This is a genomic window from Lysinibacillus sp. FJAT-14222 (assembly GCF_001278875.1).
Taxonomy (GTDB): domain Bacteria; phylum Bacillota; class Bacilli; order Bacillales_A; family Planococcaceae; genus Lysinibacillus; species Lysinibacillus agricola.
This window is the reverse complement of the sequence record NZ_LIYL01000025.1, coordinates 20538-46311: the sequence shown is the minus strand read 5'-3', so window position 1 is coordinate 46311 and position 25774 is coordinate 20538. Positions and strand designations below refer to the sequence as shown.

25 protein-coding genes and 1 riboswitch are annotated in these 25774 nt (G+C 37.5%); of the genes, 9 read left to right on the top strand and 16 right to left on the bottom strand.

The genetic code is table 11. From position 1 onward, the window contains the following. Positions 1-11 precede the first annotated feature (11 nt). The 3 genes from AN161_RS13305 to AN161_RS30155 form a co-directional block, all read right to left on the bottom strand. Positions 12-1634, bottom strand: a complete 1623-nt coding sequence (locus AN161_RS13305; RefSeq protein ID WP_053594846.1) for an S-layer homology domain-containing protein — start codon at positions 1632-1634, stop codon at positions 12-14. An 83-nt stretch (positions 1635-1717) separates the two neighbouring features. Next, positions 1718-2884, bottom strand: coding sequence for an endonuclease Q family protein (locus AN161_RS13300; protein ID WP_053594884.1), 1167 nt, complete (start codon positions 2882-2884; stop codon positions 1718-1720). 74 nt (positions 2885-2958) lie between these two features. After that, a complete protein-coding gene (locus tag AN161_RS30155; protein WP_198926883.1) occupies positions 2959-3129 on the bottom strand; it encodes a hypothetical protein in 171 nt (56 codons plus the stop codon). A 146-nt stretch (positions 3130-3275) separates the two neighbouring features. Here AN161_RS30155 and AN161_RS13295 point away from each other — a divergent pair, with 146 nt between their 5' ends. The 3 genes from AN161_RS13295 (at position 3276) to AN161_RS13285 (ending at position 4594) form a co-directional block, all read left to right on the top strand. Continuing rightward, the gene (locus AN161_RS13295) at positions 3276-3854 is read left to right on the top strand and encodes a TetR family transcriptional regulator (protein WP_053594845.1); all 579 of its coding nucleotides are present in this window, start codon (positions 3276-3278) and stop codon (positions 3852-3854) included. Positions 3855-3926: 72 nt separating this feature from the next. After that, positions 3927-4280, top strand: coding sequence for an SMR family transporter (locus AN161_RS13290; RefSeq protein ID WP_053594844.1), 354 nt, complete (start codon positions 3927-3929; stop codon positions 4278-4280). Further along, a complete protein-coding gene (locus tag AN161_RS13285) occupies positions 4280-4594 on the top strand; it encodes an SMR family transporter (protein WP_053594843.1) in 315 nt (104 codons plus the stop codon). The genes AN161_RS13290 and AN161_RS13285 overlap by 1 nt, the downstream gene beginning before the upstream one ends. 391 nt (positions 4595-4985) lie before the next feature. On the opposite strand, the gene AN161_RS13280 is transcribed toward AN161_RS13285, so the two are convergent. Then, positions 4986-5780 (bottom strand): heme ABC transporter ATP-binding protein, encoded by a 795-nt coding sequence (locus tag AN161_RS13280; protein WP_053594842.1) that lies wholly within the window; start codon positions 5778-5780, stop codon positions 4986-4988. Between the two features lie 5 nt (positions 5781-5785). Next, on the bottom strand, positions 5786-6832 hold the full coding sequence (locus tag AN161_RS13275) for an iron ABC transporter permease (RefSeq protein ID WP_053594841.1): 1047 nt from the start codon (positions 6830-6832) through the stop codon (positions 5786-5788). A 144-nt stretch (positions 6833-6976) separates the two neighbouring features. Continuing rightward, positions 6977-7169, bottom strand: a riboswitch (cobalamin riboswitch). A gap of 173 nt (positions 7170-7342) precedes the next feature. Between AN161_RS13275 and AN161_RS13270 the strand changes: the two genes are divergently transcribed. After that, the gene (locus AN161_RS13270; protein WP_053594840.1) at positions 7343-7939 is read left to right on the top strand and encodes a biotin transporter BioY; all 597 of its coding nucleotides are present in this window, start codon (positions 7343-7345) and stop codon (positions 7937-7939) included. A gap of 196 nt (positions 7940-8135) precedes the next feature. Then, positions 8136-8315, top strand: coding sequence for a hypothetical protein (locus AN161_RS28860; protein ID WP_143114792.1), 180 nt, complete (start codon positions 8136-8138; stop codon positions 8313-8315). On the opposite strand, the gene AN161_RS13265 is transcribed toward AN161_RS28860, so the two are convergent. From AN161_RS13265 to AN161_RS13225, 9 genes are all read right to left on the bottom strand, one after another. After that, positions 8312-8854, bottom strand: a complete 543-nt coding sequence (locus AN161_RS13265) for an NADPH-dependent FMN reductase (protein ID WP_053594839.1) — start codon at positions 8852-8854, stop codon at positions 8312-8314. The two genes, AN161_RS28860 and AN161_RS13265, sit on opposite strands and share 4 nt — an antisense overlap. A gap of 63 nt (positions 8855-8917) precedes the next feature. After that, on the bottom strand, positions 8918-9535 hold the full coding sequence (locus tag AN161_RS13260; protein ID WP_053594838.1) for a nitroreductase family protein: 618 nt from the start codon (positions 9533-9535) through the stop codon (positions 8918-8920). A 90-nt stretch (positions 9536-9625) separates the two neighbouring features. Continuing rightward, positions 9626-10609: a ring-cleaving dioxygenase gene (locus AN161_RS13255; RefSeq protein ID WP_053594837.1), complete on the bottom strand. Its 984-nt coding sequence runs from the start codon at positions 10607-10609 to the stop codon at positions 9626-9628. 50 nt (positions 10610-10659) lie between these two features. Next, positions 10660-11094 carry a MarR family transcriptional regulator gene (locus AN161_RS13250; RefSeq protein ID WP_053594836.1) on the bottom strand — a complete coding sequence of 145 codons (435 nt, stop codon included), beginning with the start codon at positions 11092-11094 and terminating at the stop codon, positions 10660-10662. Positions 11095-11246: 152 nt separating this feature from the next. After that, positions 11247-13484 (bottom strand): YcdB/YcdC domain-containing protein, encoded by a 2238-nt coding sequence (locus tag AN161_RS13245; RefSeq protein ID WP_053594835.1) that lies wholly within the window; start codon positions 13482-13484, stop codon positions 11247-11249. Between the two features lie 136 nt (positions 13485-13620). Continuing rightward, positions 13621-14910 (bottom strand): glycoside hydrolase family 18 protein, encoded by a 1290-nt coding sequence (locus tag AN161_RS13240; protein ID WP_075807243.1) that lies wholly within the window; start codon positions 14908-14910, stop codon positions 13621-13623. Positions 14911-15027: 117 nt separating this feature from the next. After that, positions 15028-15585 (bottom strand): hypothetical protein, encoded by a 558-nt coding sequence (locus tag AN161_RS13235; RefSeq protein WP_053594834.1) that lies wholly within the window; start codon positions 15583-15585, stop codon positions 15028-15030. Further along, positions 15585-16130: a hypothetical protein gene (locus AN161_RS13230; RefSeq protein WP_053594833.1), complete on the bottom strand. Its 546-nt coding sequence runs from the start codon at positions 16128-16130 to the stop codon at positions 15585-15587. Before AN161_RS13230 ends, AN161_RS13235 begins: the two co-directional genes overlap by 1 nt. Then, entirely contained in the window at positions 16130-16639 is a 510-nt protein-coding gene (locus tag AN161_RS13225) for an RNA polymerase sigma factor (protein ID WP_053594832.1), read from the bottom strand. Before AN161_RS13225 ends, AN161_RS13230 begins: the two co-directional genes overlap by 1 nt. 155 nt (positions 16640-16794) lie before the next feature. On the opposite strand from AN161_RS13225, the gene AN161_RS13220 reads away from it, so the two are divergent. Continuing rightward, positions 16795-17211: a hypothetical protein gene (locus tag AN161_RS13220; protein ID WP_053594831.1), complete on the top strand. Its 417-nt coding sequence runs from the start codon at positions 16795-16797 to the stop codon at positions 17209-17211. A gap of 16 nt (positions 17212-17227) precedes the next feature. Then, complete coding sequence (locus AN161_RS13215; RefSeq protein ID WP_053594830.1) at positions 17228-22321, top strand: DUF4132 domain-containing protein; 5094 nt, start codon at positions 17228-17230, stop codon at positions 22319-22321. A 490-nt stretch (positions 22322-22811) separates the two neighbouring features. Here the strand turns inward: AN161_RS13215 and AN161_RS13210 are convergent, their stop codons facing one another. Continuing rightward, positions 22812-23543, bottom strand: coding sequence for a hypothetical protein (locus AN161_RS13210; RefSeq protein ID WP_053594829.1), 732 nt, complete (start codon positions 23541-23543; stop codon positions 22812-22814). Next, on the bottom strand, positions 23536-24873 hold the full coding sequence (locus AN161_RS13205; RefSeq protein WP_053594828.1) for an AAA family ATPase: 1338 nt from the start codon (positions 24871-24873) through the stop codon (positions 23536-23538). The genes AN161_RS13210 and AN161_RS13205 overlap by 8 nt, the downstream gene beginning before the upstream one ends. A gap of 177 nt (positions 24874-25050) precedes the next feature. Here AN161_RS13205 and AN161_RS30150 point away from each other — a divergent pair, with 177 nt between their 5' ends. Together AN161_RS30150 and AN161_RS29675 are read left to right on the top strand one after the other, a co-directional pair. After that, positions 25051-25536: a hypothetical protein gene (locus tag AN161_RS30150; protein ID WP_198926882.1), complete on the top strand. Its 486-nt coding sequence runs from the start codon at positions 25051-25053 to the stop codon at positions 25534-25536. Between the two features lie 44 nt (positions 25537-25580). After that, a partial coding sequence (locus AN161_RS29675) for a hypothetical protein (protein ID WP_158003025.1) occupies positions 25581-25774 on the top strand: 194 nt, incomplete at its 3' end.

Here is a 25774-nt window from a genome sequence, read left to right as displayed (position 1 = left end):
CTTGCACTTCTTTATTTTAATAAACTATTAAAGTTTACAAATATTTTTGCTGCATGGCTACGCTTTGTCGAAGCCTCTGGTGAAAATTTCCCTTCATTACCTATAATAATGCCTTGCTCATACAACATTGTGATTGCATGTTTAGTTTCTTCATTGTAAGAAGCAATATCAGAGAATGGTACTTTTCCTTTCACAGCATAAGGTTGCTTTAGCTGATGTTCGTAGGCACGATTAATCATTAATGCTAATTGAGCGCGAGTAACTGGCTGTCCAGGGTTAAACTTCCCATCCGTTCCCTTAACTAGCCCATATGCATAAGCTGCTGCAATCTCCGACTGAGTTCCGTCATCATAGCTTGCAATGTCGGTAAATGGTGCCTGTTCCTTCGTCGTTAAACCAAGGCTTCTAACAAGCATACTAGCAGCCTGTGCCCGAGTTACATTTTGCTCTGGTCTAAACGTACCATCTGCGTAGCCTTTCATAATACCTGTCTCAGCTGCTTTCTGAATAAAGTCCTTTGCCCAATGATTTTCTATATCAGTAAAGCTTAAAGTTCTTCCTTCTGTCGCAAAAGTAATTGTTGGACTTTGTACACTTTCATTGCCAGCTGCATCCACTGCTTTAACAGCTACCGTATATGTTGTATTCTCTGTTAAATTATCCAAAGTTATAGCCGTTGTATCAGCGTTTTCTGTAAAAGTTAGTTTACCATTTACATATACATTGTAATTAGTAACGCCTACATTATCCATCGCTTCCTGCCAGCTTATTTTTACAGTTTTACTATCTTTCATATTTGCTTGGATAGCCTTTGATACATCCCATAACGCACTTGCTTTAATCGCTGGTAAAAACGCCTCATTCGCTACTGCTAAATAGCCTGCTTCACTTAAATGAATATTTTCAGGATTTGGTAAATAGCTTGGAACATCCTGTGCTACAATATCGTATGTCGGGACAAAGATGGCACCCGCTTTTTCAACAGTTGTTTTAATCGTTGAATTCATGACTGTTAATAGTACTTTAAATTGTTTCTGTAAATCCTCACTATAGTATGGGAAAGAATTATAATAGCCCATAACGTAAACTTGAACATTCGGATTTAGCTCCTTAATTTCATCCAAAATAGCGGCAATATTTTTTATTGCCCCTTGGGAAGCCTTTAACATCGCTGCTGCACTAAGACCAGTTGTCTGAGACTCTTCTAAAATGGGTATTAAATCATTGGCACCAGCGGTTAGAGTAATAATTTCCGCCTCTTTTAAAGATGTGCGAAGCTTTACCTTCTCACTTTGATATCCGAATCCTATCACTGGCTTTTCCACATTATTTTGTATATCCTCCAATACATTTTTCGTTGTATAGCCTGAATATGCAAATCCCTTATTATAAGAAGTTATTAAACCGTCCTGCTGTAGAGCTTGCGCAACAAAATCTGTATAACCTAACCCGATCATACCAATCTCATTCATACCATGTGCCAAGGAATCACCAAGTGCTACGTAATCTGCTTGAGTTACCCAACTTGGCGCAATATAATCTCTCTGTTCCTCAGCATTTGCTCCTATCGGTACTGCTAATTGTAACGCCAGAACGCTCGCTGCTAAAAATCGAAATTTCTTTGATAATTGCATACACTCACTCCTCCAATTTCTACTAATCACTAGTTTAATATAAGGAGGATAAAAATGGGCTAAAAAAGAAACTATTGTTTTTTCTATTCAAGCTGTATTTTCCCATATATGCCGCCACCGCCAACTTCAATTGTCAATTGCCCCGTTCTTGCTAAATCGATCATCTTGGCAATTTTATGTGGCACGATTTGTTCGAGCTGTTCTAGCGTGACTCGATGCAAGATGTTCATCTCTGTACCGAATGCTTGTACTAATCTTTCCATCATTTTTGGCCCTAAACCTGGAATAAAATCTAGTGGTACTTGATGAATATATGGTGGTCGAGCACGTTTATCCGTAACTTGCTCTGAGAGCTCATTAATACGTGATGCAACACCCTTTATAATTTGCGTACTTTCACAGTTTGTACAGATTGTTGCCGTATTGCTAAGCTGTTCACCACATTTTGCACAGACAGTCTGATGATATTTCCCAAGTAAAGGATTTAAGCCATAATTACTTGTTATTGCTCGACCTTGCTGTTCATGAAGCGCCATCTTTAATTCTGTAAAATTGGCATCAAATAGTCTTAATTTTTGATACTCACGTGCAATTTTCCCAAGTGAATGTGCATCGGAATTGCTGACAAATGTATATGATTGAAGCTCTTTAATGCTACTCACCATATCGGTATCAGAGCTTAAACCAAGCTCAATTGCATCTATAAGCTGAGGGTCAAATACTTCTGTTAAACTACGGTGCACACCTTTACCAAACAAGCTTTTAAATGGTGTAAAAACATGCGCAGGAATAAAGAGCCCTCCTAACTCACGAACCTTTTGTTGCAATGTTCGACCATCACAATATATTCGTTGAGAGCTTAAATGAATATTTTTCATATGATTAGACATCCAATTTGAAAATTCCCTCATAAGCAAAAGCGTTGGAAAATAGGCAAGTACATGGATTGGCCCAAGGCAATGATGATCATAAATCTCAATTTCAGTACCCGGGATAAGGGTTGTTTCTTGATAACGAAGCCCTCCTTGCACTAGCTCCTTTAGTTCGCCCTGTCCAATCATCTCTGCCATCTCATCCATTACCTCTGGTGAATGACAATCAATAATCCCAATAATATCTAGTCCCTTTCTTGTACTAGAAGTCTCTAGAATTCTTGTTAACGTTAGCGTTTTACTGCCAGTAATTTTGACAGCGCGTCCACTAGAAGTACGTCCAATATGAATATGTAAATCTGTATAGAAATCTTTCATCATTGTAACCACTCCTATTATTTTTTCGTAAAAATGAAAAAACCTCACATTACTGCAAGGTATTTTACTCTTAATTATGAAGGTTGATTGCTGTGAGCACTATTAATCGACTCAAAGGCACCCGAGCCCTGTGATGACATTGTAGAAGAATCATATGCCACTAATGTTACTCCAATTTTCTTTTCTAGCTCATTAATTTTTTCAAGCTGTTGCTGATCTAATTGCGCAACCTTTACCTCTTTCATTTTCATCAAATCCTTTCACGAATAAAATTCCCCGTTTTAGATACATATATACACGAAAATAATGACTGACTGTCAGTCATTTTCTTTGACTTTATTTCAGCTATTTTGTAACATATTAAATAAGCAGGTCAAAAGCGAGGGATTCCATGTCAAAGGAAGAGAAAATTATTCAGGCTGCAATTGAAGTTTTTCGTGAAAAAGGAATAGAAAAGACAAAGGTTTCAGATATCGTAAAAGCTGCAGGTATTGCACAAGGAACATTTTATCTTTATTTCCCATCACGACTTTCAGTTATGCCAGCCATTGCGAAAGTTATGGTTGAAAAAATTATTGCTGCTATTAACGATGGTATTTCGACACAAGAGCCTTTTGTAAAACAGCTTGAAAAAGTAGTAGATATTGTTTTTTCTCTAACAGAGGAATATCGAGATGTATTTGCACTTATCTATGCCGGTATTACACAAACTGAGCATATGAAAGAATGGGAAAATATATATGCACCCTATTACGAATGGATGAATCATTTCTTATCTGTGGCTCAACACCAAGGAACGATACGTGCTTCTCTAAATACTACACGTTCTTCCAAACTTATAATTGGTCTAGTAGAATCTGCCGCTGAACAAATTTATTTGTATGACGACAGTGAAGAAGAAACAATTAGACTTCAAAAGCTTGAGCTCCTCGACTTTTTACATCATGCACTCGGTTTACGTCACACATAAGTGACGTTCTCTTTTAGACCAAAAATGACTGAATGTCAGTCATAATAATGGATAAATGAAAGGAATTTAGCTATGCAAAAAGATTGGATTTATGTTGGATTAACTAGTTTGTTTGAATTGTTTTGGATATTTGGTTTTAATGTTGCAAATGCTTGGTGGCATTGGATTATTATTGTGTCCTTAATTGCGTTGGATTTTCATTTCTTATCGAAAGCTTGTGAAAACCTACCTACAGGCACAGTTTATGCGACTTTTGCTGGGGTCGGTACAATTGGTACTACATTAATGGACATTTTTATTTTTGACGGGGAGTTTAATGCTATTAAAGGAATTTTCATGTTTATTTTAGTACTGGGTGTTATTGGTCTTAATTTATCTGATAACCCTTCAAAAGATCCTGTTGAAAAGAAAGGAGCTCATGCATAATGGGTTGGTTCCTTGTTTTATTAGCTGCAATTTCAGAAATTATAGGTGTTGTAGGTTTACGCTTTTATAGTCAGGAAAAAACTATACGTAATTTATTAATATATGTAGGCGGCTTTGGAATGTCTTTTGTGCTTTTATATGCATCCTTTAACTATTTACAGTTAAGCATCGCCTATGTAGTATGGATTGGTATTGGTACAGTTGGTGCTGTTCTCGTGAATATTATATTCTTTGGAGAATCTAAAAACCTGACTCGAATTATTAGTATCATCGCCATTATCATTGGTGTGGCAGGTTTAAAAGCAATATCTTAATTTGACTTCAATTCTTTATACTGTGAATAAGCCTTTTGAAATAAACTTTTTCGTTGAAACTTTATTTTATAACTATGTAAATAGTGTATCTTGAGGATTTTATCACTATTAATTAGAGTGACAGGCCAGAAGATATATATTATATGAAGTGGTTGATTGGAGTGGAGACTGGGCGACTCCTTGGGGATCAGCGTCACAGATGAGACCCTGGAGCGAGCAAAGCGAGTAAAGCGGCTCACATCGGACGCCCCCAGGAAGCTCTGCTCTGTGCGAAAGCGTAGCGGCAGCAACAAAGCGCCCAGTCGGAACGGAAATCAACCCCTCGCTTTGCCAAAAACCATAATTACAACCTTAATTTTTTGGCATAATAGGCTTTGATATATCAATCACTTTATGTAGTTTCTAAATCTTCCTTCGCGAATTGCTCTGGGATATACATTAAATATGGCTTACCTGTAAGTGGATGTGTTTGAATATCGGCATAAACGCCAAAAACATCTTGTAATAATGCCGGTGTAAGCACTTCTGCTGGTGTTCCAAAACAAACAATTCGGCCTTGCTGTAAAACATAAATTTGATCGCAATACATAGCTGCAATGTTTAAATCATGTATTGCAGCAACAACTGTTAAATGTAGAGTTTGAATTAGATCCATTAGCTGCAATTGATGCTGAATATCTAGATGATTTGTTGGCTCATCTAAAATAAGGACCTGCGCTTGCTGAGCGAGGGCACGAGCAACCATCACACGCTTTTTTTCTCCACCCGAAAGCGAGCTAAAGCTGCGTTTCTCTAAATGAGCGATACCTGTTTGGTTCAGTGCATCTTTTACAATTTGAAAATCTCGTTCTTGATCAAACTCCAATAGTTTTTTATGAGGTGTTCTCCCCATACTTACTAAATCATGTACTGTAAAATCGAATAAGACCGGTGTTTCTTGACTTACAACTGCTAAATTTTTAGCTATGCCTTTACTCGATTGCTTTAAAATATCCTGTTCATTTAATAATACTGTTCCACTTTCTGGTTTTAATAAACGATACATATTCTTTAATAGCGTTGACTTCCCACTACCATTAGGACCGATTAGCCCAACAAATTGCTTGTCCTTTATTTGAACACTTACTTCATGTAATATGCGTTCATCAGAAATGGAGAAAGATACTTGTTTCGCTTCTAATGTCATATGCTTTAATCTCCTTCACCGAAAGAATAATTGTTACGACGTAGCAGCCAAATGAAAAATGGTCCTCCACAAAAAGCCGTGATGATTCCAATTGGCATTTCTTCAGGGGCAATTAAAATTCTGGCAAGTGCATCTGCCCAAACTAAGAAAATCCCCCCTAGTAAAGCGCTAATCGGTATAACATATTTATGGTTTGAACCTACAATCTGCCGTACAATATGTGGAATGATTAGGCCGACAAATCCGATTGAACCACTTACAGCGACAAGCACACCTGTTAATAATGATACTAATAAGATAAGCTGTATCCGAAACTGTTGTAAGTTGACCCCTAATGTGACAGCTGCTTCTTCCCCAAGAAGTAATAAATTTAAGCTTCGATAGTGAAGCCATAACAAGGCAAATACTACAATAAAAATAACTGCAGGAATTAAAAGATTACTCCACTTCGCACCAGCTAGGCTTCCTAGCATCCAAAACATGACTGCCTTCATTCCCCCCTCTTGCTTCGACGTCATTAATATAAAATTTGAAATAGCAGATAAAATAAACGACACCGCCATCCCTGAAAGTAAAAGTCTAAAGACAGAGACTCTACCGCCCACACGCGATAAGAAGAAAACTAACCCCATCGCTGTGAGAGAACCTAAAAATGCAGATATGGACAGAGCATAAACGCCCAGAAATGAAAAAGCACCTAATATGATGACAGCTGTGGCACCAACTGTGGCACCAGAAGAGATCCCTAAAATATATGGTTCAGCAATTGAATTACGAACAAGTGCCTGAATAGCTGCTCCAGCAATTGCCAAGCCCGCTCCAACGATAGCAGCGAGTAATACACGCGGAGCTCGTATTTGCCAAATGATAATTTCCTGTGAGCGACTCCAATCTTGTTCGATTGAATTTTGTATAATTGGGATTTTAGAAAGGATGACCTTCCATACATAAAGTGGCGTAACGGAAACCGATCCAACCATAATCGCAATTGTCATTGAAATTATAAGTACTAGTAGAAGAGTCATTGAAAGTAGCATAAATTTTTTATTCATTTGTTTATTAACTCCTATCATTCATTATAAATGAAGCAAAAAAGGGTATTCCATGCAAATTACGCATAGAAATACCCTTGATTAAACAAAGTCAGAAGGATTTCCTTCTACTATTGTCCGTAATCGCTTTCATCCTCGTGGGCATTACAGGAATCACTAATTGGCAGGTCTCCTGGCTTCGAATCAATGTTACTATGATGGCCTTCCCATTCTAGAACAGTGGCTAAATCATCATAGAACTCCTCGTTACAGTTGCGGGACAGCGTCGGATTTGCACCGACTTCCCTTTTAAGTGACACATTGTATAAGATGTCACACCAATAGTATCTAATATTTTAAAATTATGACGATTCTATCATATATTTTAATAGTTAGTCTATAACTAATAGTTATTTATCAACTTAAGCAGGATAAAAGTTTTTGTGTTAACCTAAACAAATTATAAGGTTGACACAAAAACTTTATTTTTTTACACTATTATTATCAACATTACTTTTTAGGGGTGAAATAATGACAACAGTCGCGGAACACACGCATCACAAATTAAGAACAGTCGATATTGCCTATATTGGACTATTTTCAACATTGATAATGATAGGAGCTAATATCACGTCCATTGTACCTTTCATGATGGTTGGTGGAGTACCTATCACATTGCAAACATTTTTTGCTATTTTAGCAGGGCTTATTCTTGGTAGTAGAAAAGGGGCACTCGCTTGCACTGTTTATATGTGTATCGGTTTAGCAGGTGCACCTGTATTTGCACGTTTCAGCGGAGGCTTTGGACAAATTTTAAGTCCTACATTTGGTTTTATTGTCTCTTTTATAGTTGCTGCATTTGTCGCGGGGCTTATTGTAGAACGCAGTGGAACGAAGACAAGTTATGTAGTTGCTGCATTAATTGCAACAGCAATTAATTATTTACTAGGGACAAATTGGATGTACTTTGCCTACAAGCTATGGGCTAGTGCTCCTGATGCTTTCACTTATAAGATAGCATGGCTTTGGATGATGCCTCCTTTGCCAAAGGATATTATTTTAGCTATATTTGCGGGTATTTTTGCATACCGCCTTCAAAAAGTTTTAAAAATAATCCCTATTAAATAAAGAGATAAAAAACTGTCCAAAAGTATATAGCATACTTAATTGGACAGTTTTTGGTTCATCACCAAAAGTTGTGGATGACTTTTGTTAAAACGTTTACTATGCAAATAGTTGATTGTAGTGGAGACTGGGCGACTCCTCGGGGATCAGCAATAGAGGAACGAAGGCTAAAACCATCACGTCCTGTGATAACACCTTCGTGACCAACATCATGTTGGCCCGAGACCCTGCAGCGAAGCGGATGTTTTCTGTGCGAAAGCGTAGTGCTAACGTAGCGGCAGCAACAAAAGCGGCTCATCAAACGCCCCCAGGAAAGCGCCTAGTCGAAACGGAAATCAACCACACGTTTATGGTGCTGATCCCAGTTTTTTATTTTTAAACGTATTTTTTCATCCAGTTTAAGAAGTTATCAATAACTACATCTAGGAATTTGATAGTACCTTCATCTGTTAAATTGCCTTCTGTATCAAATTTAGTGTGTACTGCTCCAATATAAACATCATTACCACTAAGTAATGGTGAATTCACACCAGGTGAGAATAAAATATCTCGTAAATGTAATTGTGCTTTAACAGTACCTAAGTTACCCATTGATGCCCCCATCATGAATGATGGCTTGCCTATCATTACTTTGTCTATACGAGATAACCAATCGATTGCGTTAACCATAACACCCGGTACTGTACCATTATATTCTGGTGTCAACCAAAGAACTGCATCTGCCGCTTTGACTTTTGCCTTAAAATCTAATACTGGTTGTGGTGCTTCATTTTCAATATCTTGGTTATACATCGGTAGATCTTTTAAGCTTAATACTTCAAGATCAATTTTTTCTGCATAACGCTTTTGAATAAATTTTGCTAATTGCATATTATAAGATTCTTTACGGATACTACCTACGATTGCTACTACTTTCACAATGTTTCCTCCTAAATGTACATTAACTTTATTATTTGTAAAGCAACTTTATTTTATACCGCTCTAATAATAGGTTGCAAATTCCTCAACTGGTTTACGATAACCACGGAAGCGGCGACTGCTTTCTTTTTCCTTACCTATTGTCATCATTAGTGCAATTTCATGTGTTTCTGGCACATTAAAAAGAGCCCTCATTTGTTGCTGATCAAAGCCAATCATTGGACATGTATCCCATCCGCGATTTTTGGCCGCCAGCATAAATAACATAGCTGAAAGTGAAGCGTTACGAATGGCTTCCTCTTTCATAAATTCCTCGCCACGTTCTTCATAAAATTTCGTATTTTCAGCAACAAGATTTTCTAACTCACAAGCATTAATAATGCCTAAGTCTACCATCCCTTGACTAAGATTAGCAGTATTTTTATAGGCTTCTTTATCTCCTAATACAAGGATGACTCCTGAAGCTGAATGCACTTTATATTGCCCAAAAGCTGCCTCTCTTATTTTTTCTTTCATTTCTTCATCCAACACAATGATGTAATTCGTATGCTGTAAGTTAAAGGCTGAAGGAGCAAGCTTAACATCCTCCAAAATGGGACGTATATCTTCTTCGCTCATCTTGATGCCCTCTATAAAATTATTTGCAGAACGGCGCTTATCTATTAGCTTTGCAAATTCCATCTAGCTGACCTCCAATTATTTTTCTGTTAAGAGTATGTAATTTCCATTCAGTAGAGACTTATGTTTCTCTGCTGAATGGAATGAAAGATATTACTCATATTCTTTATCGAACGTAATCGTACTTCTTACAGTGTCAATAGGACGAACAAGTTCTTCAATTTGTGCACGCTTCGGCTCTAAAAATGGTGGCAATGATAATTTTTCACCTAAAGTTTCATAAGGCTCATCGCCCATAAATCCTGGTCCATCAGTAGCTAACTCAAATAAAATTTGTGGTGCTACTCGTGCATAAAGTGACTCAAAGAAGTGACGATTTACATAACCAGAAGTATGGAAGCCAAAGCCTTCAAATCGTTCAGTCCATTCATCTAATACAGCCCGATCCTCTACGCGGAATGCAGCATGATGTACTGTACCGAAACCTTGACGTGCTACCGGTAAAACTGTGTTGAATTCTACAACCATTTGTGCACCATTTCCGCCTTCTCCGACCTCAAATAGGTGGAAATCTCCTTCCTCTGCAATTTCTGTAAAGAGCATCACTTTTTCTAGCATTTCTTTGAAATATTTAAAATCAGCAACTCTCACAAAAACCGGGCCTAGGCCTGTAATTGCATATTCCAGAGGAATCGGTCCATCTTGCCATGGAGTGCCTGATGCAACACCTGTATTGTTTTCATCAGAAATAAGTTGATATTGTTGGTCGTCAAAGTCGACGAAGGATAAAGTTTTTTTGCCAAACTGCTCTTTAATACCTGTATGTTTAACATTTAATCGATTGAAACGTTCTACCCAATAGTCTAATGCTGCATCTGTTGGTACGCGGAATGAAGTTTTTGAAATCTCATTTGTTCCATGCACACCTTTTGGAATGCTGGGGAAATCAAAAAATGTCATATCAGTACCAGCGCTACCTTTGTCATCCGCAAAGAATAAATGATAGGTTTGGATATCATCTTGATTAACCGTTTTTTTCACTAATCGCATCCCTAACACATAAGTAAAAAATTTATAATTCTCTTCAGCACTGCTTGTAATAGCAGTAACGTGGTGAATTCCTTTTAAATGATTCATTTTCTGTTCCTCCAATTTATCTCGATTTCGAGATATTTGCGTAAAATTTTTTATTTATTAACTGCGTTTAAACCAACCTTTTTCAGAGACAGAATCATTGTGTCCTTCTCCTTTTGATCTAATACTTCAAAAATCTCGTTAATTTTTTGTTCATGCTTTGGAAAAATTTCTTCCATCAACGTTTGTCCTTCACATGTTAATAAAACATATGTGACACGACGATCCTTCGGGCAAGCACGTCGATATACAAAGCCTTTTTGTTCGAGCTTATCAATAACATACGTAATACTACTGCTTGCGATTAATATTTTCTTTCCAATCACCTGAATGGGTTGTTCACCATGGTGGTACAAAAACTCAAGGACCGAAAATTCGGTTTGATTTAAATCATATTGAAGTAAATCTCTCTTTGTTGCATCTTGAATCGTTTGATATGCCCGGAACAAGACCGTAAAAGCTTTTAAATTACGATTGTCTTCCTTCATACGACTCCCTCTTTCTAATTTACTTCGAATTCATTTATCTTTAATTCGAGATAATAATAACATATAAAATAATTAACGGCAATCCTTTTGTTTTCTCACAAAAAAGGCATCCCCTAAACTCAGGAGATGCCCCTTCATGTATCAATTACTGATTAATAATAGTAATGGCGGCCGTCGTTTTCCTCATAAACAGCCTTTGCTAGACGAACTGTAGATATTGCCAAATCTGCATACGTCACTTTCCCAGTAGCATTGAATTTATTTTGCTGTCCATCAATTAAGCCCATCGCACTTACTAAAGCAATATAACCTGTGTACGCTTTGTCAATTGAGCCTGCATCAGCAAAGTTTAATTTGTAAATGTCACTATGCTTAGCAGCTTTCTCTAAATTTAGTACACGTACTAACCATTCTGCAAGCTCTTGACGAGTCAATTCTTTATCTACTGCAAATTGATCCGCCGGTTTTATAATACCCATGCTTACAGCTTGTTCAACGATTCCGTATAATGGGTGCTTTTTGTCAATGTTATTAAAGGATTGCTTCTCGTCGCCTCTTCCATACGGACCAAAATCATAATATCCGTATGATAATGATTTAACTAAGATTTTCAAAGCTTCTCCCTTGTTTACCGCTGCATCAGCATTAAAGTTTGCTGGGTCTTTAACCTCTAATACATTTTGGTGTAGTAAATAAGTTAATTCTCCTCCAGCTTTTGGATGTGAAATAACTGGTTTTTCTTTGGCATCATCAACATTTTGAATCCATTTACCAGTTGTTGCATCAATACCATTGAATATGCTTCCATTATAAACTGGAGAGTATACTAAATCATAGTGGTGATTATCCTCTCCATCCTGTTTTGCATACTGAAGCTCCAATTTTAGCCCCTTATTGAACGTTTCTTTTGCTTTATCCGCAGGAATAGCTTTGTTTACAGCCGGCCAATTATCAATCTTGTGATTACTAATATTTAAAGAACTTAATTTCCCATCTGCACTAATACCAACAGAAATTTCGTCCCCTAGTACAGCAATGCCATTGACAATACGTGGGAAGGAGAAGTAATACCGTTTACTGTCTTTGTCATACATAGTTTCTTCTATTGGTTTTGAATAGTTATGAAGATAGGACGGAGCCCACGCTTTTAAGTAGTCTATCGCTTTTGCTAACGCAGCATCTTTTGCAATTGGTTCTACTTTCTGATCTGTCTCCATGAAATCTCTACGTATATCCCAGTAGTCTGTAATCTCACCTGTTGCCTTGTTCACTTCAAATGATGTGCCATAGCCGCTACCATTTCCTAATTCATACATATAATTCACTGAATAAATTGTCTCACCATTTTCGTTTTCTCTTTCATCAACCGACTCAATTTGTAGCTTCACTTTGTCTGAATCAATTTTTAAGAAAGACTTAGCTAACTCTTCAACTTCTGCTAATGTAATGTCCTTCTTTCTAGGTTCAAGTGGTTGCGATGCCAGTTTTTCTACACCTTTTGCCGTTGGTACTTGAGAAGTAAAACCATTCATTGTATGCCACTGCCCATTTAGTGCATGTACACCAGTGAAGCTTGTTGGCGGCATATACACAAGCTTAGCAATAGATTCACCTGTTTGGTAGTTAGTGTCAATCATAAAACGTAAATCAACTGATAAATTTTCACGAACCTGTGCAAGTATATCTGATTCATTCTTTTTCTGATCTAAGTTATCAAATGTTGCCTTACTAGTTGACTCAGTATGACGATACATACTTGTAACTTCACCATTTGCTAGAACTGTAATATTGAGATTCTCATTACTTAGTGGTACACCATTATGTGTTGGCGAATAAGCGAATGAATACGTAATTGGTTCAGATAAAGGTCTACTAAAACTAAAACCAAAATCACCATACCAATTGTCTTCACGAAGCTTGTAATTCGCAGTATTCGGCAATTTCTTTAGGAAGTTTTGGGCAATTTTCTTTGCCTCACTCTCTGAATACTTCACTGGATACAATGCTTCTGCTATATTGGCAGGTTGATAGTCGAAATATTCTAATTCTAAATCTTCGCCTTTAAAAGTAAAATCACCATAAACGTCTTTGCCGTTGATTGTCTTGTGGAAGCTTAAGTTATAGCGTATTGTTTTATCATCATTAAAGTAATGCGCTTCCCCCATTGAGAAATCCTTCTCTGTTACAAATTTGAACTTGTCAGGGAATAATGTATTCAATTGTTTAATAAGCATACTTTTTGTAACTTTTGTTTCTGTTGAAGCAACTTGGATCGCAACTCTCTCTTGCGGTTCTTTTACATTTGTTGAAGCCTGTGCCATTGGCGAAAGTACACCCACTGAAAATGCAGTAGACGTTAGTATGATACCTAACTTTTTAAATTTACCCAAAATATACCTCCTAAAATATCATCATTTACCATAATTATAATATAGATTACCAGAAATAGAAATGGAGTTTTCAGATTATTTGTGTTTATAAGAAAATAGAATGGACATAGAGCTATTTTATTGCTCTTTAAGTTTCTCATTTCTTCACTACATCAAAATTCGAACCAATTAATAACCAATTTTGTGGGAATGGTAGACCTAACTTCCAATAGCCTACCCCTCGAAGTTTGTACTGTTTGATTAAATTAAACTTCGCTTGAATGGATCTTGCATCCTCGAACCATACCACATGTGCTTTACCTTGCTCATCATAGTATTCAAAGAACGGTGCTTGAGATCTCAAATCATACTGAATAGCAGCATTATATTTCTTAGCAATCTCGATTGCTTTTTGCGGACTAATTGCTTCTGCATTTGGTCCCCCTTTTACAAAAGGTAGTGTCCAGTTATACCCATATAAATTCTGTCCAAGTATAATCTTATTACGTGGTATCTCACTTATTGCATATTTAACAACCGCTTCTACCTCTGGAAGTGGTGATACTGCCATAGGCGGCCCTGCAGAATACCCCCATTCATAAGTCATTAACATAACAAAATCCACTATTTCTCCATGTGCTTTATAATCATGCCCCTCCGTCCATGGACCTCGCTCACTAGCACTTGTTTTCGGAGCTAGCGCTGTCGATACGGTATATCCCTGCGGATGGAATCGACTTACAGCTCTCCTTAAAAAATTGTTATACGCCTGTCGTTGATCGCCTGGTAAATTTTCAAAATCAAAATGAATATCTTTAACGGTTCCTAAACGCTTTGCCTCTTCAAGAATATTATTGAAGAGCAAATCCTGTACGGCTGTACTTTGAAAAATATCTCTCGCTAAATCACCGCTAAAACTAAAATTCTCCAAATTTGAGACAACCATTGCTAGAGAAGCACCTGTATCATTTGCAATTTGCGCCACACCTTGGCTCGGTGGTACCTTAAGCGTTCCATCTCGCCTTGCCTCATAGCTAAATAGAGCGAGATATGTTAAAAATGGACCCGCTTCTCTTGCTTGACTCAGTAATGCCTCACTAACGAATGTCCCTCTCGGCTCTAAGTATGCCAATGTTTCAGCTCTTGTTTTCGGTTGAGGTGGAATATAAAGCCGCATACCAATCGATAAAGGCTGACTCGGATTAATATTGTTGACTTGAGCAAGCGTTAAATAATTTATGCCAAAGCGTTGACCGATTGAATATAGACTATCTCCTGACTGCACATAATAGAAATTTCCAACAATCGGTATTACAAGCGCTTGCCCTACAACTAATCGATTTGGTTCAGGAATTTGATTGGCATCTACAATACTTTGAACTGTTGTCCCGTAAGCCTGCGCAATACCATATATGGACTCCCCTGCCCGTACAACATGTATTTGAATGTCAGTACCTCCTTCTAGCTTGATAAAATCACACCTATAAAGCTTATGAATTAGGAAATGAAAAGATGTCATTGCTCAGCAAGAACAGTTTTCCTGAAACAAAAAAAGATCCATCGCTTATTCTAGCGAATGGACCTTATTTTCTTTGATTTTCTTAAAATATTCATGACACGTTCGACAAAGGTTTATAAATAAGACAAAGGAAAACAACTGTAATAAAGAACCTATTAAATGAACATTTTCCCGCATGCTCGCATCAAAGTTTATTGAAAATGCCTGTATCACGAAGCCGCAAAGCATAAATGCCATGAATTTCTGGTATGTTTTAAATGTTTTAACTTCAAGAGCTTTATTATTATGAATGTGTAATAATAACTGAAAAACATAATACATAAAGATGATGAATAAAAATTGCATAAACTGTATCCCAATTTCCCCTAGTATCTGATAACCTAGCCATTGATCTAGCTCCACGAAAAAGGACATTACCATTAAAATAATGGCGAAGTTTTTCGACCAACGTTTTAAGTTATGAAAAGACGGCAACAGATGAATACCGTATGCAAAGAATAGATAGCCAATGAAATCTGGTAATATATCAGGTAATCCAAAAGAACTTAAATCTATAAAAACAAAACCCATGCCACTAAATAAATAATCGTAAGGATTTTTCATTATTTTATACCTCCCTCATCTGTTTTCATCAAGTAGCCATCCTGTTTCTGTTGAATTTCATCTATACTCTCTTGCTTGCTCGTATAATCGTAAGATTCGCTATAGCTTGGTAGCACAATAGGCTCATCAATATTTTGATGCTCTGCATATACTAAGTTCCCTACCCATGCCAAGAAAGACAAAGAAAATGTCATGTAGACAAGTCTTCCCTTCGTAAGCCCCTTGTAATAAACGAACAAAATAAATGATGAGAGCGCAAGCATAAGGAAAATGCACACCATAATGGTAAGATCTTCTTCCAATTCGGTGGTTAATTGTGCTGCATTTTTCAATTCGAACGATTGCCCCGTTCCAATCATAAATACAAATAGAAGAACAGCCATTGTCACTGGAACGGTTAGTATGGTTGTAATAGAAAATCGTTTTGTTTTCTTTAGATGACTCGTTTGGAGCCTTTGACGTAATTGATTTGAGAAATCTACATCTGGATCTATATCAGGGCGTTTTTTTAATGCGTCCAATAACTCGTAATCACGTTCTTCCATCACTCATCCCTCCCTACCTTTTTTCGAAGTCTTGCCATTGCTCGGTGAAAATCAACACGTACCTTAACTTCTGAGATACCTAAAATCGCAGCTGTTTCTTGAATCGTGTAGTCTTTTAACATTCGGCAAATAATAATTGTCCGATCATGTGGTTTTAATGTCGTTAATGCCTGCTGTACTATTTGCCATTGTTCATGTTGTTCGACAATGTCTAGTGGCTTGGGAACTTCTTTCACTACAGGCTGCCTGCTAAGCTTTTCTGTTAATAGACGCTTTATTTTCTGCCTTCTATGTATATCCACTGCTGTATTTCGTGCAATTGATAAAATCCAAGTTTTTACTTTATCTTTATCCTGTAAATTGTCTAACTGCTTCATCGCTTTAAAAAACGTTTCTTGCGTAATATCTTCTGCCTCTTGTTTGCTATTTGTATAATAAAGCGCAAAATGATACACATCACGGTGATAACAATCGTACAAATGTTCTATTTTCAATTTACCATTATGCAAAACTTCACCCCACCTTCTACACTCACAAATAAGTCGTCGCATCAAATTATTTGTTACACTTTTCCCAATTTTTTTTACACAACTAGCGCAAAATGCCTCATTCTTTTCACTGTTACCTCTCTTGTATAATGAAATTACTGTAAGGAGGTGTTAGATTGCGTTTATTTTACCAACAAAAAATAATCGGCAAAAAATCGCGTAAACTTCAAAAAATTCCATTTGCGATTGAAGAGCCTGTCCATACTTTGAAAGATTTACTTATGCAACTAGTAACACAAGAGGTTCATAATTATAACGAAAAGGCGATGGATACTCCGCTTCATATGTATATAACTGATCAGCAGCTAGAGGATGCAGCGCAACACGGTAAAGTACATTTTGGTGAGAAAAAAAGCCCCTCCGTGCAGTCTGTGGACCAAGCAATATCTACAGTTCTTCAAGCCTTTGAAGACGAGCTTTTTTTAGTACTACAGAACGAGGAGCAGTTAAATTCACTTATTGCACCTTTAGCAATACGAGAAGATGATGTTTTTACATTTATTAAACTGACAATGCTAGCAGGACGCATTTGATAAGGAGCGGATTCCCATGACACTATCAAACGATCAAAAAAAACATTTTCAAAGTAAAATAGATACTGCACCAACAGCCATTCAACCACTAGCTACAACATTACTTCAATATATGGATACACGAGATTATGGTATTGAGCAACAAATTGCTGATTTGAAGATCACAACGCTTGAGGAGCTATTGACCGGGCCACTTTTTGATGTACTGACACTATTCTCCTCACAAGAGCGTGCTCTAACTATTAAAAAACTAGCATTACGTTATGATACAACAATGTTTCAGACTGGCATTATGCGTAGATCATTTCGTTCTGCACAGCCCGTACAGGACCACCTTTTTCAATGCTTACAATTGATGGAAGAGATGCTGACATTTGAAGAAATGAATCTGCAGGAATTATTGATGAATCACAGTCAATATGAGAATGGTACATACCCTAACTACAACTCCTTTGTCATTAAAAATGAGAATACGAAGGTAATGCCTTTTAATGTTTTTGAACAAATGCTTGCTGACGAACTGTCATTACAAAGTCCTGTTATTGAAGAAGCCGTTGAAAATATATTATTTGACGAGCATCAAGGTAGCTTTTTTGGCTATCCACTAATAAGAGGTATTTTCAAATCAACAAATGCTCGTCTACATGAAGCACTTGGTAAACTATTAGTTGCTGCTGCACATCAAGAGGGACTACGCCAAGCCATTGTAGAAAATATTGATCACGGCACATTAGATGCACAGCTTACCATTATGAAGCTTATTCAGGAGCATCAGTTAACTCGCTTCTCCTCAGTTATTCGAGCAGTCGATACATGGATGGGGCTTGGCTATAATAGCTTTGAAAATCAAAAAGTAACAGAGGAAGTATTGTCGTTAGCGATTCAAGCAATTGAAGACGATCATTTCGCTCTTGAGTTACTAAGAAGTGAGCGAACAATCGATATTTACGTGGCACTTTGGACAATTTCTACAAAGGATTATACGAAGCTTGGTACTATTTTGCCGGAGTTGTTAAAACGTGAAAAGCATATCCAACTTACCACACTCGCGTTTTTGAAAAATCTAGGGAAAACTTCCTTCACTGCACAGTTTGTCAAGGATCTCATTTTAACAACAAAGGATATAGAACTATTTACATTTGCTTGGGGAAATTTCCTCTATGCAAATAACTATATTAATAGTGAATATGCCAGGGATAACGATTGGGTTAAGGATTTACAAAAGTTCATGCAGGAAAATACCCAATTACAAGGCATTGAATACCCTCTATTTGAACAGCTTGAATGGGTAAAGAGCGAACTTACGAAAGATGGTATAACAATTACAGGAAAGCCTTTATCATTCGTATATGCACACTTATCATTAGAAGATTTAATTTCAACACAAATCATTTTGGCTCACCATTTACAAGATGAAGAGCTATTTCAACGTATTATTACGAATGCAGATTCTTCTTACTCTCCTACAAGTAGAATCGGTCTTCTTAATATTTATTGTCTCGACAATACTACACAAGGGAAGCGCGAATTTCTATTTAGCGCTTTACGAGATCGAAGCTCCATTAATCGTTCTCTTGCATTGAAAAAGATACAATCACTAACACCTACAGATAATGAAATTTTAAAAATTGAGGACCTTTTAGCGAATAAATCAGGCTCACTTCGTAAAGAAGCCATTTCACTCTTAAAGCTGCAGTCGCAGAAGAAAACATTGCAAAGTGCCGAGCGACTCATAAAGGACAAGAAACAGTTAAAGCGACTTGGTGGGCTTGAGTTGTTGTTGGAGGCCTCTAAAGAATATCACCTAACTAACGAGCAAATAACAGCATTATGCGACCTGCTTCCGAAAATAACGAAGACTGAGCAAGTGCTGTTAAATCAATTGTTGACTAGTGATGTACCAGAATATAACGAGGAAAATGGCTTTGGTTTATATACGCCTCACCCTCCTATTCAATACAATAACATCTCAAATATAGATATTAATATGAATGGTGAAGATGCATGGCAGCAGCTTGTTCCTTTATATTTACAGGCAACAATGCCGCTTGAAAAATTCTTTGATTATGATATAGATAAGCTTTTGTTAAAGCTTGAGCAACTGATTCAAATTCTTGATGCTAATGCTCACTATGAGTACGAAACATATCAATGGAATGATACACCGATCACAACAACTTTAGGACAAACATTTAACATCGTTGCTACGAAAACAGAAAATAATCGAAACGCAAGTCTTGATGTATATCCAATACCAGATGAAATTCTCCAGTGGATCAAGACGTCAAGATTCAGTGCAGAGGATCTAGCTTATTTTAACTTTTACAACAATCTATCTGAATATCCTGCGGCACATGAGCTTAGCGAAGCAGCACAAACCTTAATCGCTCCATTCTTTAATTATGCAGATATAAAAGATCTCATTGCTAAGTTCCAAACATTAAAGTATCAGCGAACACTGGAACGAATTTTCACTGTACTTTCACAAGATTTAGATAAAATTACTGGAGAGAAGGAGCTTCATAAAGAGGCTGTCGCATTACTAGAACAACATGCTCCAGAGTTTAACGCTTTTGAACAAGCAATTGGTATTATGCTTCAGCTTTTAACGCAAATATCTGCCGAACAGTGGAAGCTTGAGGTACGAGATATGGACTATTATTATTATCGCTCTACTTCAACTATAGTAGATTTAGATGTTATCAATGCTTTTGTTGATCGATGTTTCTCTGACTATACAACTTACGGCGAATATGTCAAAATGCTTGCCGTCAATGAAGAGTTAACAAAGAGGATGCAGGAAGAGCAATATAGCCCAAATATATACAATTTAAACTTATTCCAATATTTAGATGCTTTTAATGCAGGCTTATTCACAAAGGATCATTTATTTGAAACCATCTTCACGAATACATTAGCTTCTGAGATACTTGTTGAACCAAACAAATTAACGGAGCGTTATCAACAGTCATTTGAGGATTTATCGAATTTCCTTGCTGTTCGTGAACAGGCCATTGATCGAATTTTAGAAATAGAGCTTATGCGTGGCGATATTCCTACAGCAGTAACGAAGCTCGCTAGTAGTATTTCCTATGTAGAGGGTATTGATTACTTCTTAAAGATTTTACAAGCACTCGATGGTGAAAAGCTTGCTCGTGGCTATATTTGGCAAGCAGAAACGAAAAAGGATGTTTTTTCTCGCCTACTCGCAAGCTGTTATCCTAAAAAGGATGAAACTGCGCAGCAATTGAAAGATGCGTGGGAAAAAACAGATATTTCAAAAGAACGCTTAATTGAAGCAATGATGTATAACCAGCATTGGGTAGACCTTGTTAGCGAGGTGATTGGCTGGGAAGGATTAAAAGAATCAGCATGGTACTTTATCGCCCATACAACCGACTATTTATCGGACTTTGCTAAAGATCAAATAGCCCTTTTCTCAGGCATTACTGCTGACGATTTCCGTGATGGTGCATTTGATTTAGCTTGGTTCCAAAGCGCGTACCAAACACTAGGTGCAAAAAAATTCAAGCTCGTATATGATGCAGCCAAATATGCATCGGAGGGAGCTAACCACCGTCGAGCACAGCTTTATGCAGATACAGCAATAGGCAAGCTTAGCCCAAAACCGTTAATGGAAGAAATTCGTGATAAACGCAATAAAGATAAACTACGCGCACTCGGACTTATTCCACTGAAACAATCGGATCAAAAGGATGCACTAACGCGCTATCAATTCATCCAACAGTTTTTAAAGGAAAGCAAACAATTTGGAGCACAGCGTCGTGCAAGTGAAGCACGTGCAGCCAGCATTGCGCTTGAAAATTTAGCGAGAAATGCAGGAGATGGTGAAACAACGCGCTTCACATGGCGCATGGAGCTGTCAGCCTTTACAGACATAAAGCACTTATTCGACGCACAACAAATCGAACATATCACTGCACATCTACAAATTGAAGAAGATGCAAATGTTACGATTATCGTTGAAAAAGATGGGAAACGACTAAAAAATATTCCTGCCGCACTGAAAAAACAGGAGCAAGTTTTAGCATTACAAGAGGCAAGAAAAGAATTGCAGGAGCAATATAAACGGGCACGTCCAGCACTTGAACAGGCGATGGAGCTTGAAACTAGATTCTCTGCCGAAGAGCTAATCAATTTATTAGAGCACCCGATTTTAGCTCCGCTTCTCCAAAAACTCGTCTTTAAAAGCGAAGAGCATTTCGGATTGCTAACTAAGGATGGTCTAAAGCTACTATCAGATGAGATAGTATCGCTTGCTCCGACAGCAACATTAACAATTGCTCATCCGTATCACCTGCTTGAAAGTGGACAATGGCGACAATGGCAAGCATATATGTTTGAACACAAAATAAAACAGCCATTTAAGCAAATATTCCGCGAGCTGTATGTGAAGAATGCAGATGAAAAAGGACAAAAAAGATCATTGCGCTATGCGGGACACCAAGTAAATCCATCCCAAACGGTTGCCCTCCTAAAAACACGAGGATGGCAAATTAGTCATGATGAAGGACCACGAAAAGTGTATTATAAGGAAAACATCGTTGCCTCCTTGTATGCGCAAGCAGATTGGTTTACGCCAGCAGATATCGAAGCTCCAGCTATTGAGGGCGTCTATTTCTACAATCGTCTAACAGGTAAAGACTTAGTATTAGATAACATTCCTGCAACGATATTTTCTGAAGTGATGCGAGATATTGACCTCGTTGTGAGTGTTGCCCATGTTGGTGGTGTCGATCCTGAGGCAAGCCATTCTACAATTGATATGCGTAGTGTCATTTTAGAGGAATTAACGAAGTTATTAAAGCTAACAAATGTTGAAGTGAAAAAACAACATGCACTCATTGAAGGCAAGCTTGCTAGCTATTCACTACACTTAGGCAGTGGTGTTGTCCATCAAGTGGGTGGCTCAATGATTCCAATCATCGCCGTACCATCTCAGCACCGAGGACGTATTTTCTTACCTATGGTGGATGACGACCCACGCACAGCTGAAATCATGTCAAAGCTTTTACTGTTAAGTGAAGATACAAAAATTAAAGATCCAGCTATTTTAGGACATATTCGCAACTATGAACAAACGCATTAAAGACATTTGTGCATAAAAGCAGGAAACGGCCGCTAGTGATCCTACTCAGTTGTTAAATTTCCAATGCCCTTCGTTTTAATATTGGAGGGCATTTATAGTGTTAAGAAACAAAATGGTTAGAGAGTTTTTTGTGCATGTTGTGGCTCTTTAAATAAAGGTGACTCCGTCCCAGGCTACTCGTACATTTTTTGTTGCTAGCACTACGCTTTCGCACAAAATTGTTACTGAGGTTCCCTATGAATTAGAGTGACATGCTAAGTGAAGTGGTTGATTGGAGTGGAGACTGGGCGACTCCTTGGGGATCAGCGTCACAGATGAGACCCTGGAACGAGCAACGCGAGTGAAGCGGCTCATCGGACGCCCCCCAGGAAAGCGCCCAGTCGGAACGGAAATCAACCACTCGTTTTGCCGAAGAGCTATACTATGACACCTTAATTTCATCGAAATGATAGTCAACATCAATGCCCTCCACTGAGCATCGGAGGGCATTTTATTGTACATCCGATTTAATCATTTCAAATAATAACGGTACATTCGTTCCGCGCTGTAACGAATTACAGTCCTCCATTAAAAATGACCAGCTCATTTTCATTTTTTCTTTATATGGAAGCTCTGAATTAACAGGAAGAAATTCTTTTAAATGTTCTTCTATAGAGCTCGATAAACCTTCCATAAATTCATCAGCTTTTTGGACCTTTTCCGTTGCTACTTCATTGCGTTCATTCCATAGTACATGCTCCAAATTTGTAGAAAAATAAAATAGCTGATACGGTATTTTTAATCGTTGAATGCTAAAATGATCATTCGCCACTAAGATTTTAGCGTTATTTGCCTTCATTTCATTGCGTTGCTCGATTTGCTCCTTACGCTTCTCAGATTTCACCAATATTGCCTCTTTTGTATAATATAAATTTTGTTCAATATCTTCCTTCACCTTGACAAATTCGGGGGCGATAAAACAACCGTCTGCATCAGTAATATGAACGACAGCGGTTAAATCCTTCGCTAAAAATTTATATTTCTCCAAATAGTTCTGAATCACTCGTGCAACACTATTTTTAATATTAGGTATTCGTTTTTTAGCATCCCACTTCGTTAAAATATCCTCCCGCTGTACATCGAAACGAATCGTGGAACTTGCAAAATGTTCATCTAGATAATCTTCTAAAATAATTTGCTCTGTCTGCCCCTCTACAATTATTAATAGAACCTTTTTAGTCACGCTGGACACCCGCTTTTCTAAAGGCACGCTTAATTTTAAATATCTTCGTTTCCTTATAAACTTCTTCATCCTGTCCGCCCAACTGAATTGCACGTAAATAAACATCTCGAGCATTATTTATCTCTTTTATACCCTTTAGCTGCATATAACGATGATTCTCATTCGTTGTCGTAAACCATAAGTTTTTAATAGCAAGCACCTCTAACACACGTAAATTATGAGACGTGAAAATAAGCTGTCCTTTTCCATCCTCATCAATTACTGTTAACAACTCGCCTAGTAAGTATTCAAAAACACCAGAATCTAATTCATCAATTACTACGCAAGCATTTGGGTTATTATAAACTGCAATGAGCACACTGAGCATAGAAATAATTTTCAATATCCCCTCTGACTCTGTCCGAAGTGGTAATTCGCGCTCCCCTCGCTGAGATAAAAATTCAAAACGGATTCCTTTTTCCCCATTATCCATAGTTTGTTTTGTAATCACATTAATCTTTATAATCAGACCTGGAATAATTGCTGATAATACACGATTACTTTGCTCAATTACTTCACATAACACGTAAAACGCATTCTCTGGCAATAACGCGGGACCCTTCAAATCATAGGGAATAGAACCTCGAGTTTTTTCTAGATGGATACTAAACGGCATGATACGCTCCTCAAATAATGGTGCGATATTTTGATTATTAACGACATGTAAATCGCGATTAAAATCTATTGCTAAATTATGAAGCAATTGCATTTCTAGCTCTGATAATCTGTCCTGTAATAATGGCTTTAAATCTTTATGAAAGACAAAAGACGTATATTGTTTTTTTGCTAATTGATGAATGACTAGTAATTGGATACGTGTTTTTTCATTCATCTCAGAAATTTTTGCTTTGCGGATCTGTATATCTTCCTCTGTAACATAAACTAGAATCTTCGAACGCTTCCCTTTCTCGTTTTCTCTGTAAGCTATACGTTCAACCGTTGTGTACAGTCTGTTTTCATCCTCTTGTAACTCTGCATAATAATTGAGAAAAAATGTGCCTAGTGGATTTTCTACTAGAAACTCGAACTCAATACTTGCCGTATCCTCCCCTGCCATAATTAATCGCTTTTCTTGAGATGGTAATTTAACTTCAGCGACCCAGCCGGAGATAAGTGCTTTTAATAAGCCAAATGCATCAACTATAGTTGTTTTCCCTGAACCGTTTTGTCCGTATAAACCAACAACATTTGCCTTAAAAAACGTCTCGAAATTCACCGCTAACACAATTTCACCATGACGAACATTTCGTAAATTTTGTACTTTTATTTTCTTGATTTTTATAATGGCCATTTATTTAAACATCCTTTAATGCTATTTACTTCTATTATAATTAAATTTGATATATTTTATAACATTTTCTATTTTAATGAATTATACCCTTATCAATCATTCTGCTAGTTTAATGCCTATGACAAACATAATAGTGGGCATATGTTAGAAAAGAAAAAAGAAGAAAGGTGTGTTTCATTGTTCAATCCTAGATTAAATCCCGAAGATGTAGATGTTAACATTCCGTTTCACCCTACCATGCCTTCTAGTAGCCCGTATCCAACACGCCCTATGCAGCCATATCCGCAACAACCATTCCCAACGCGTCCTATGCAGCCATATCCACAACAACCTTATCCAACGCGTCCTATGCAGCCATATCCACAACAACCTTACCCATCACGTCCTATGCAGCCATATCCACAACAACCTTACCCATCACGTCCTATGCAGCCATATCCACAACAACCTTATCCAACGCGTCCTATGCAGCCATATCCGCAACAACCATTCCCATCACGTCCTATGCAACCTTATCCGCAACAACCTTATCCAACGCGTCCTATGCAGCCATATCCGCAACAACCTATGCCATATCCAGGCGGGCAATATCCTAGTTTCCCAGGCTTAAACCTACCAGGAATGCCAAATATGTTACCTGGAATCTTTGGTAATCCAAGCTAAATAGACGTAACAAAAAGGCTATCCATAAGTTCCAATACGAACTAGTGGATAGCCTTTTTATCTATTACTTGGCTCATCGGACGCCCCCAGGAAGCTTTGCTCTGCGCGAAAGGGAAGCGACAGCAACAATGTTTTATCTGTGCGAAAGCGTAGCGTCAGCAACAATGTTTTATCTGTGCGAAAGCGTAGCGTCAGCAACAATCTTTTATCTGTGCGAAAGCGTAGCGTACAATGTTTT

Excerpts from the sequence above, each read along its gene's own strand:
- AN161_RS13305 (WP_053594846.1), bottom strand. The coding sequence starts at position 1,634 with ATGCAATTATCAAAGAAATTTCGATTTTTAGCAGCGAGCGTTCTGGCG.
- AN161_RS13280 (WP_053594842.1), bottom strand. The coding sequence starts at position 5,780 with ATGACATTAGAAGCGAAACAAGTATCTTTCTCCATTTCTGATGAACGC.
- AN161_RS13205 (WP_053594828.1), bottom strand. The coding sequence starts at position 24,873 with ATGGCCATTATAAAAATCAAGAAAATAAAAGTACAAAATTTACGAAAT.
- AN161_RS13275 (WP_053594841.1), bottom strand. The coding sequence starts at position 6,832 with ATGAATAAAAAATTTATGCTACTTTCAATGACTCTTCTACTAGTACTT.
- AN161_RS13250 (WP_053594836.1), bottom strand. The coding sequence starts at position 11,094 with ATGAAGGAAGACAATCGTAATTTAAAAGCTTTTACGGTCTTGTTCCGG.
- AN161_RS13230 (WP_053594833.1), bottom strand. The coding sequence starts at position 16,130 with ATGGAAGAACGTGATTACGAGTTATTGGACGCATTAAAAAAACGCCCT.
- AN161_RS13295 (WP_053594845.1), top strand. The coding sequence starts at position 3,276 with ATGTCAAAGGAAGAGAAAATTATTCAGGCTGCAATTGAAGTTTTTCGT.
- AN161_RS13285 (WP_053594843.1), top strand. The coding sequence starts at position 4,280 with ATGGGTTGGTTCCTTGTTTTATTAGCTGCAATTTCAGAAATTATAGGT.
- AN161_RS13260 (WP_053594838.1), bottom strand. The coding sequence starts at position 9,535 with ATGGAATTTGCAAAGCTAATAGATAAGCGCCGTTCTGCAAATAATTTT.
- AN161_RS30155 (WP_198926883.1), bottom strand. The coding sequence starts at position 3,129 with ATGAAAGAGGTAAAGGTTGCGCAATTAGATCAGCAACAGCTTGAAAAA.
- AN161_RS13255 (WP_053594837.1), bottom strand. The coding sequence starts at position 10,609 with ATGAATCATTTAAAAGGAATTCACCACGTTACTGCTATTACAAGCAGT.
- AN161_RS13290 (WP_053594844.1), top strand. The coding sequence starts at position 3,927 with ATGCAAAAAGATTGGATTTATGTTGGATTAACTAGTTTGTTTGAATTG.
- AN161_RS13270 (WP_053594840.1), top strand. The coding sequence starts at position 7,343 with ATGACAACAGTCGCGGAACACACGCATCACAAATTAAGAACAGTCGAT.
- AN161_RS13235 (WP_053594834.1), bottom strand. The coding sequence starts at position 15,585 with ATGAAAAATCCTTACGATTATTTATTTAGTGGCATGGGTTTTGTTTTT.
- AN161_RS13215 (WP_053594830.1), top strand. The coding sequence starts at position 17,228 with ATGACACTATCAAACGATCAAAAAAAACATTTTCAAAGTAAAATAGAT.
- AN161_RS13300 (WP_053594884.1), bottom strand. The coding sequence starts at position 2,884 with ATGAAAGATTTCTATACAGATTTACATATTCATATTGGACGTACTTCT.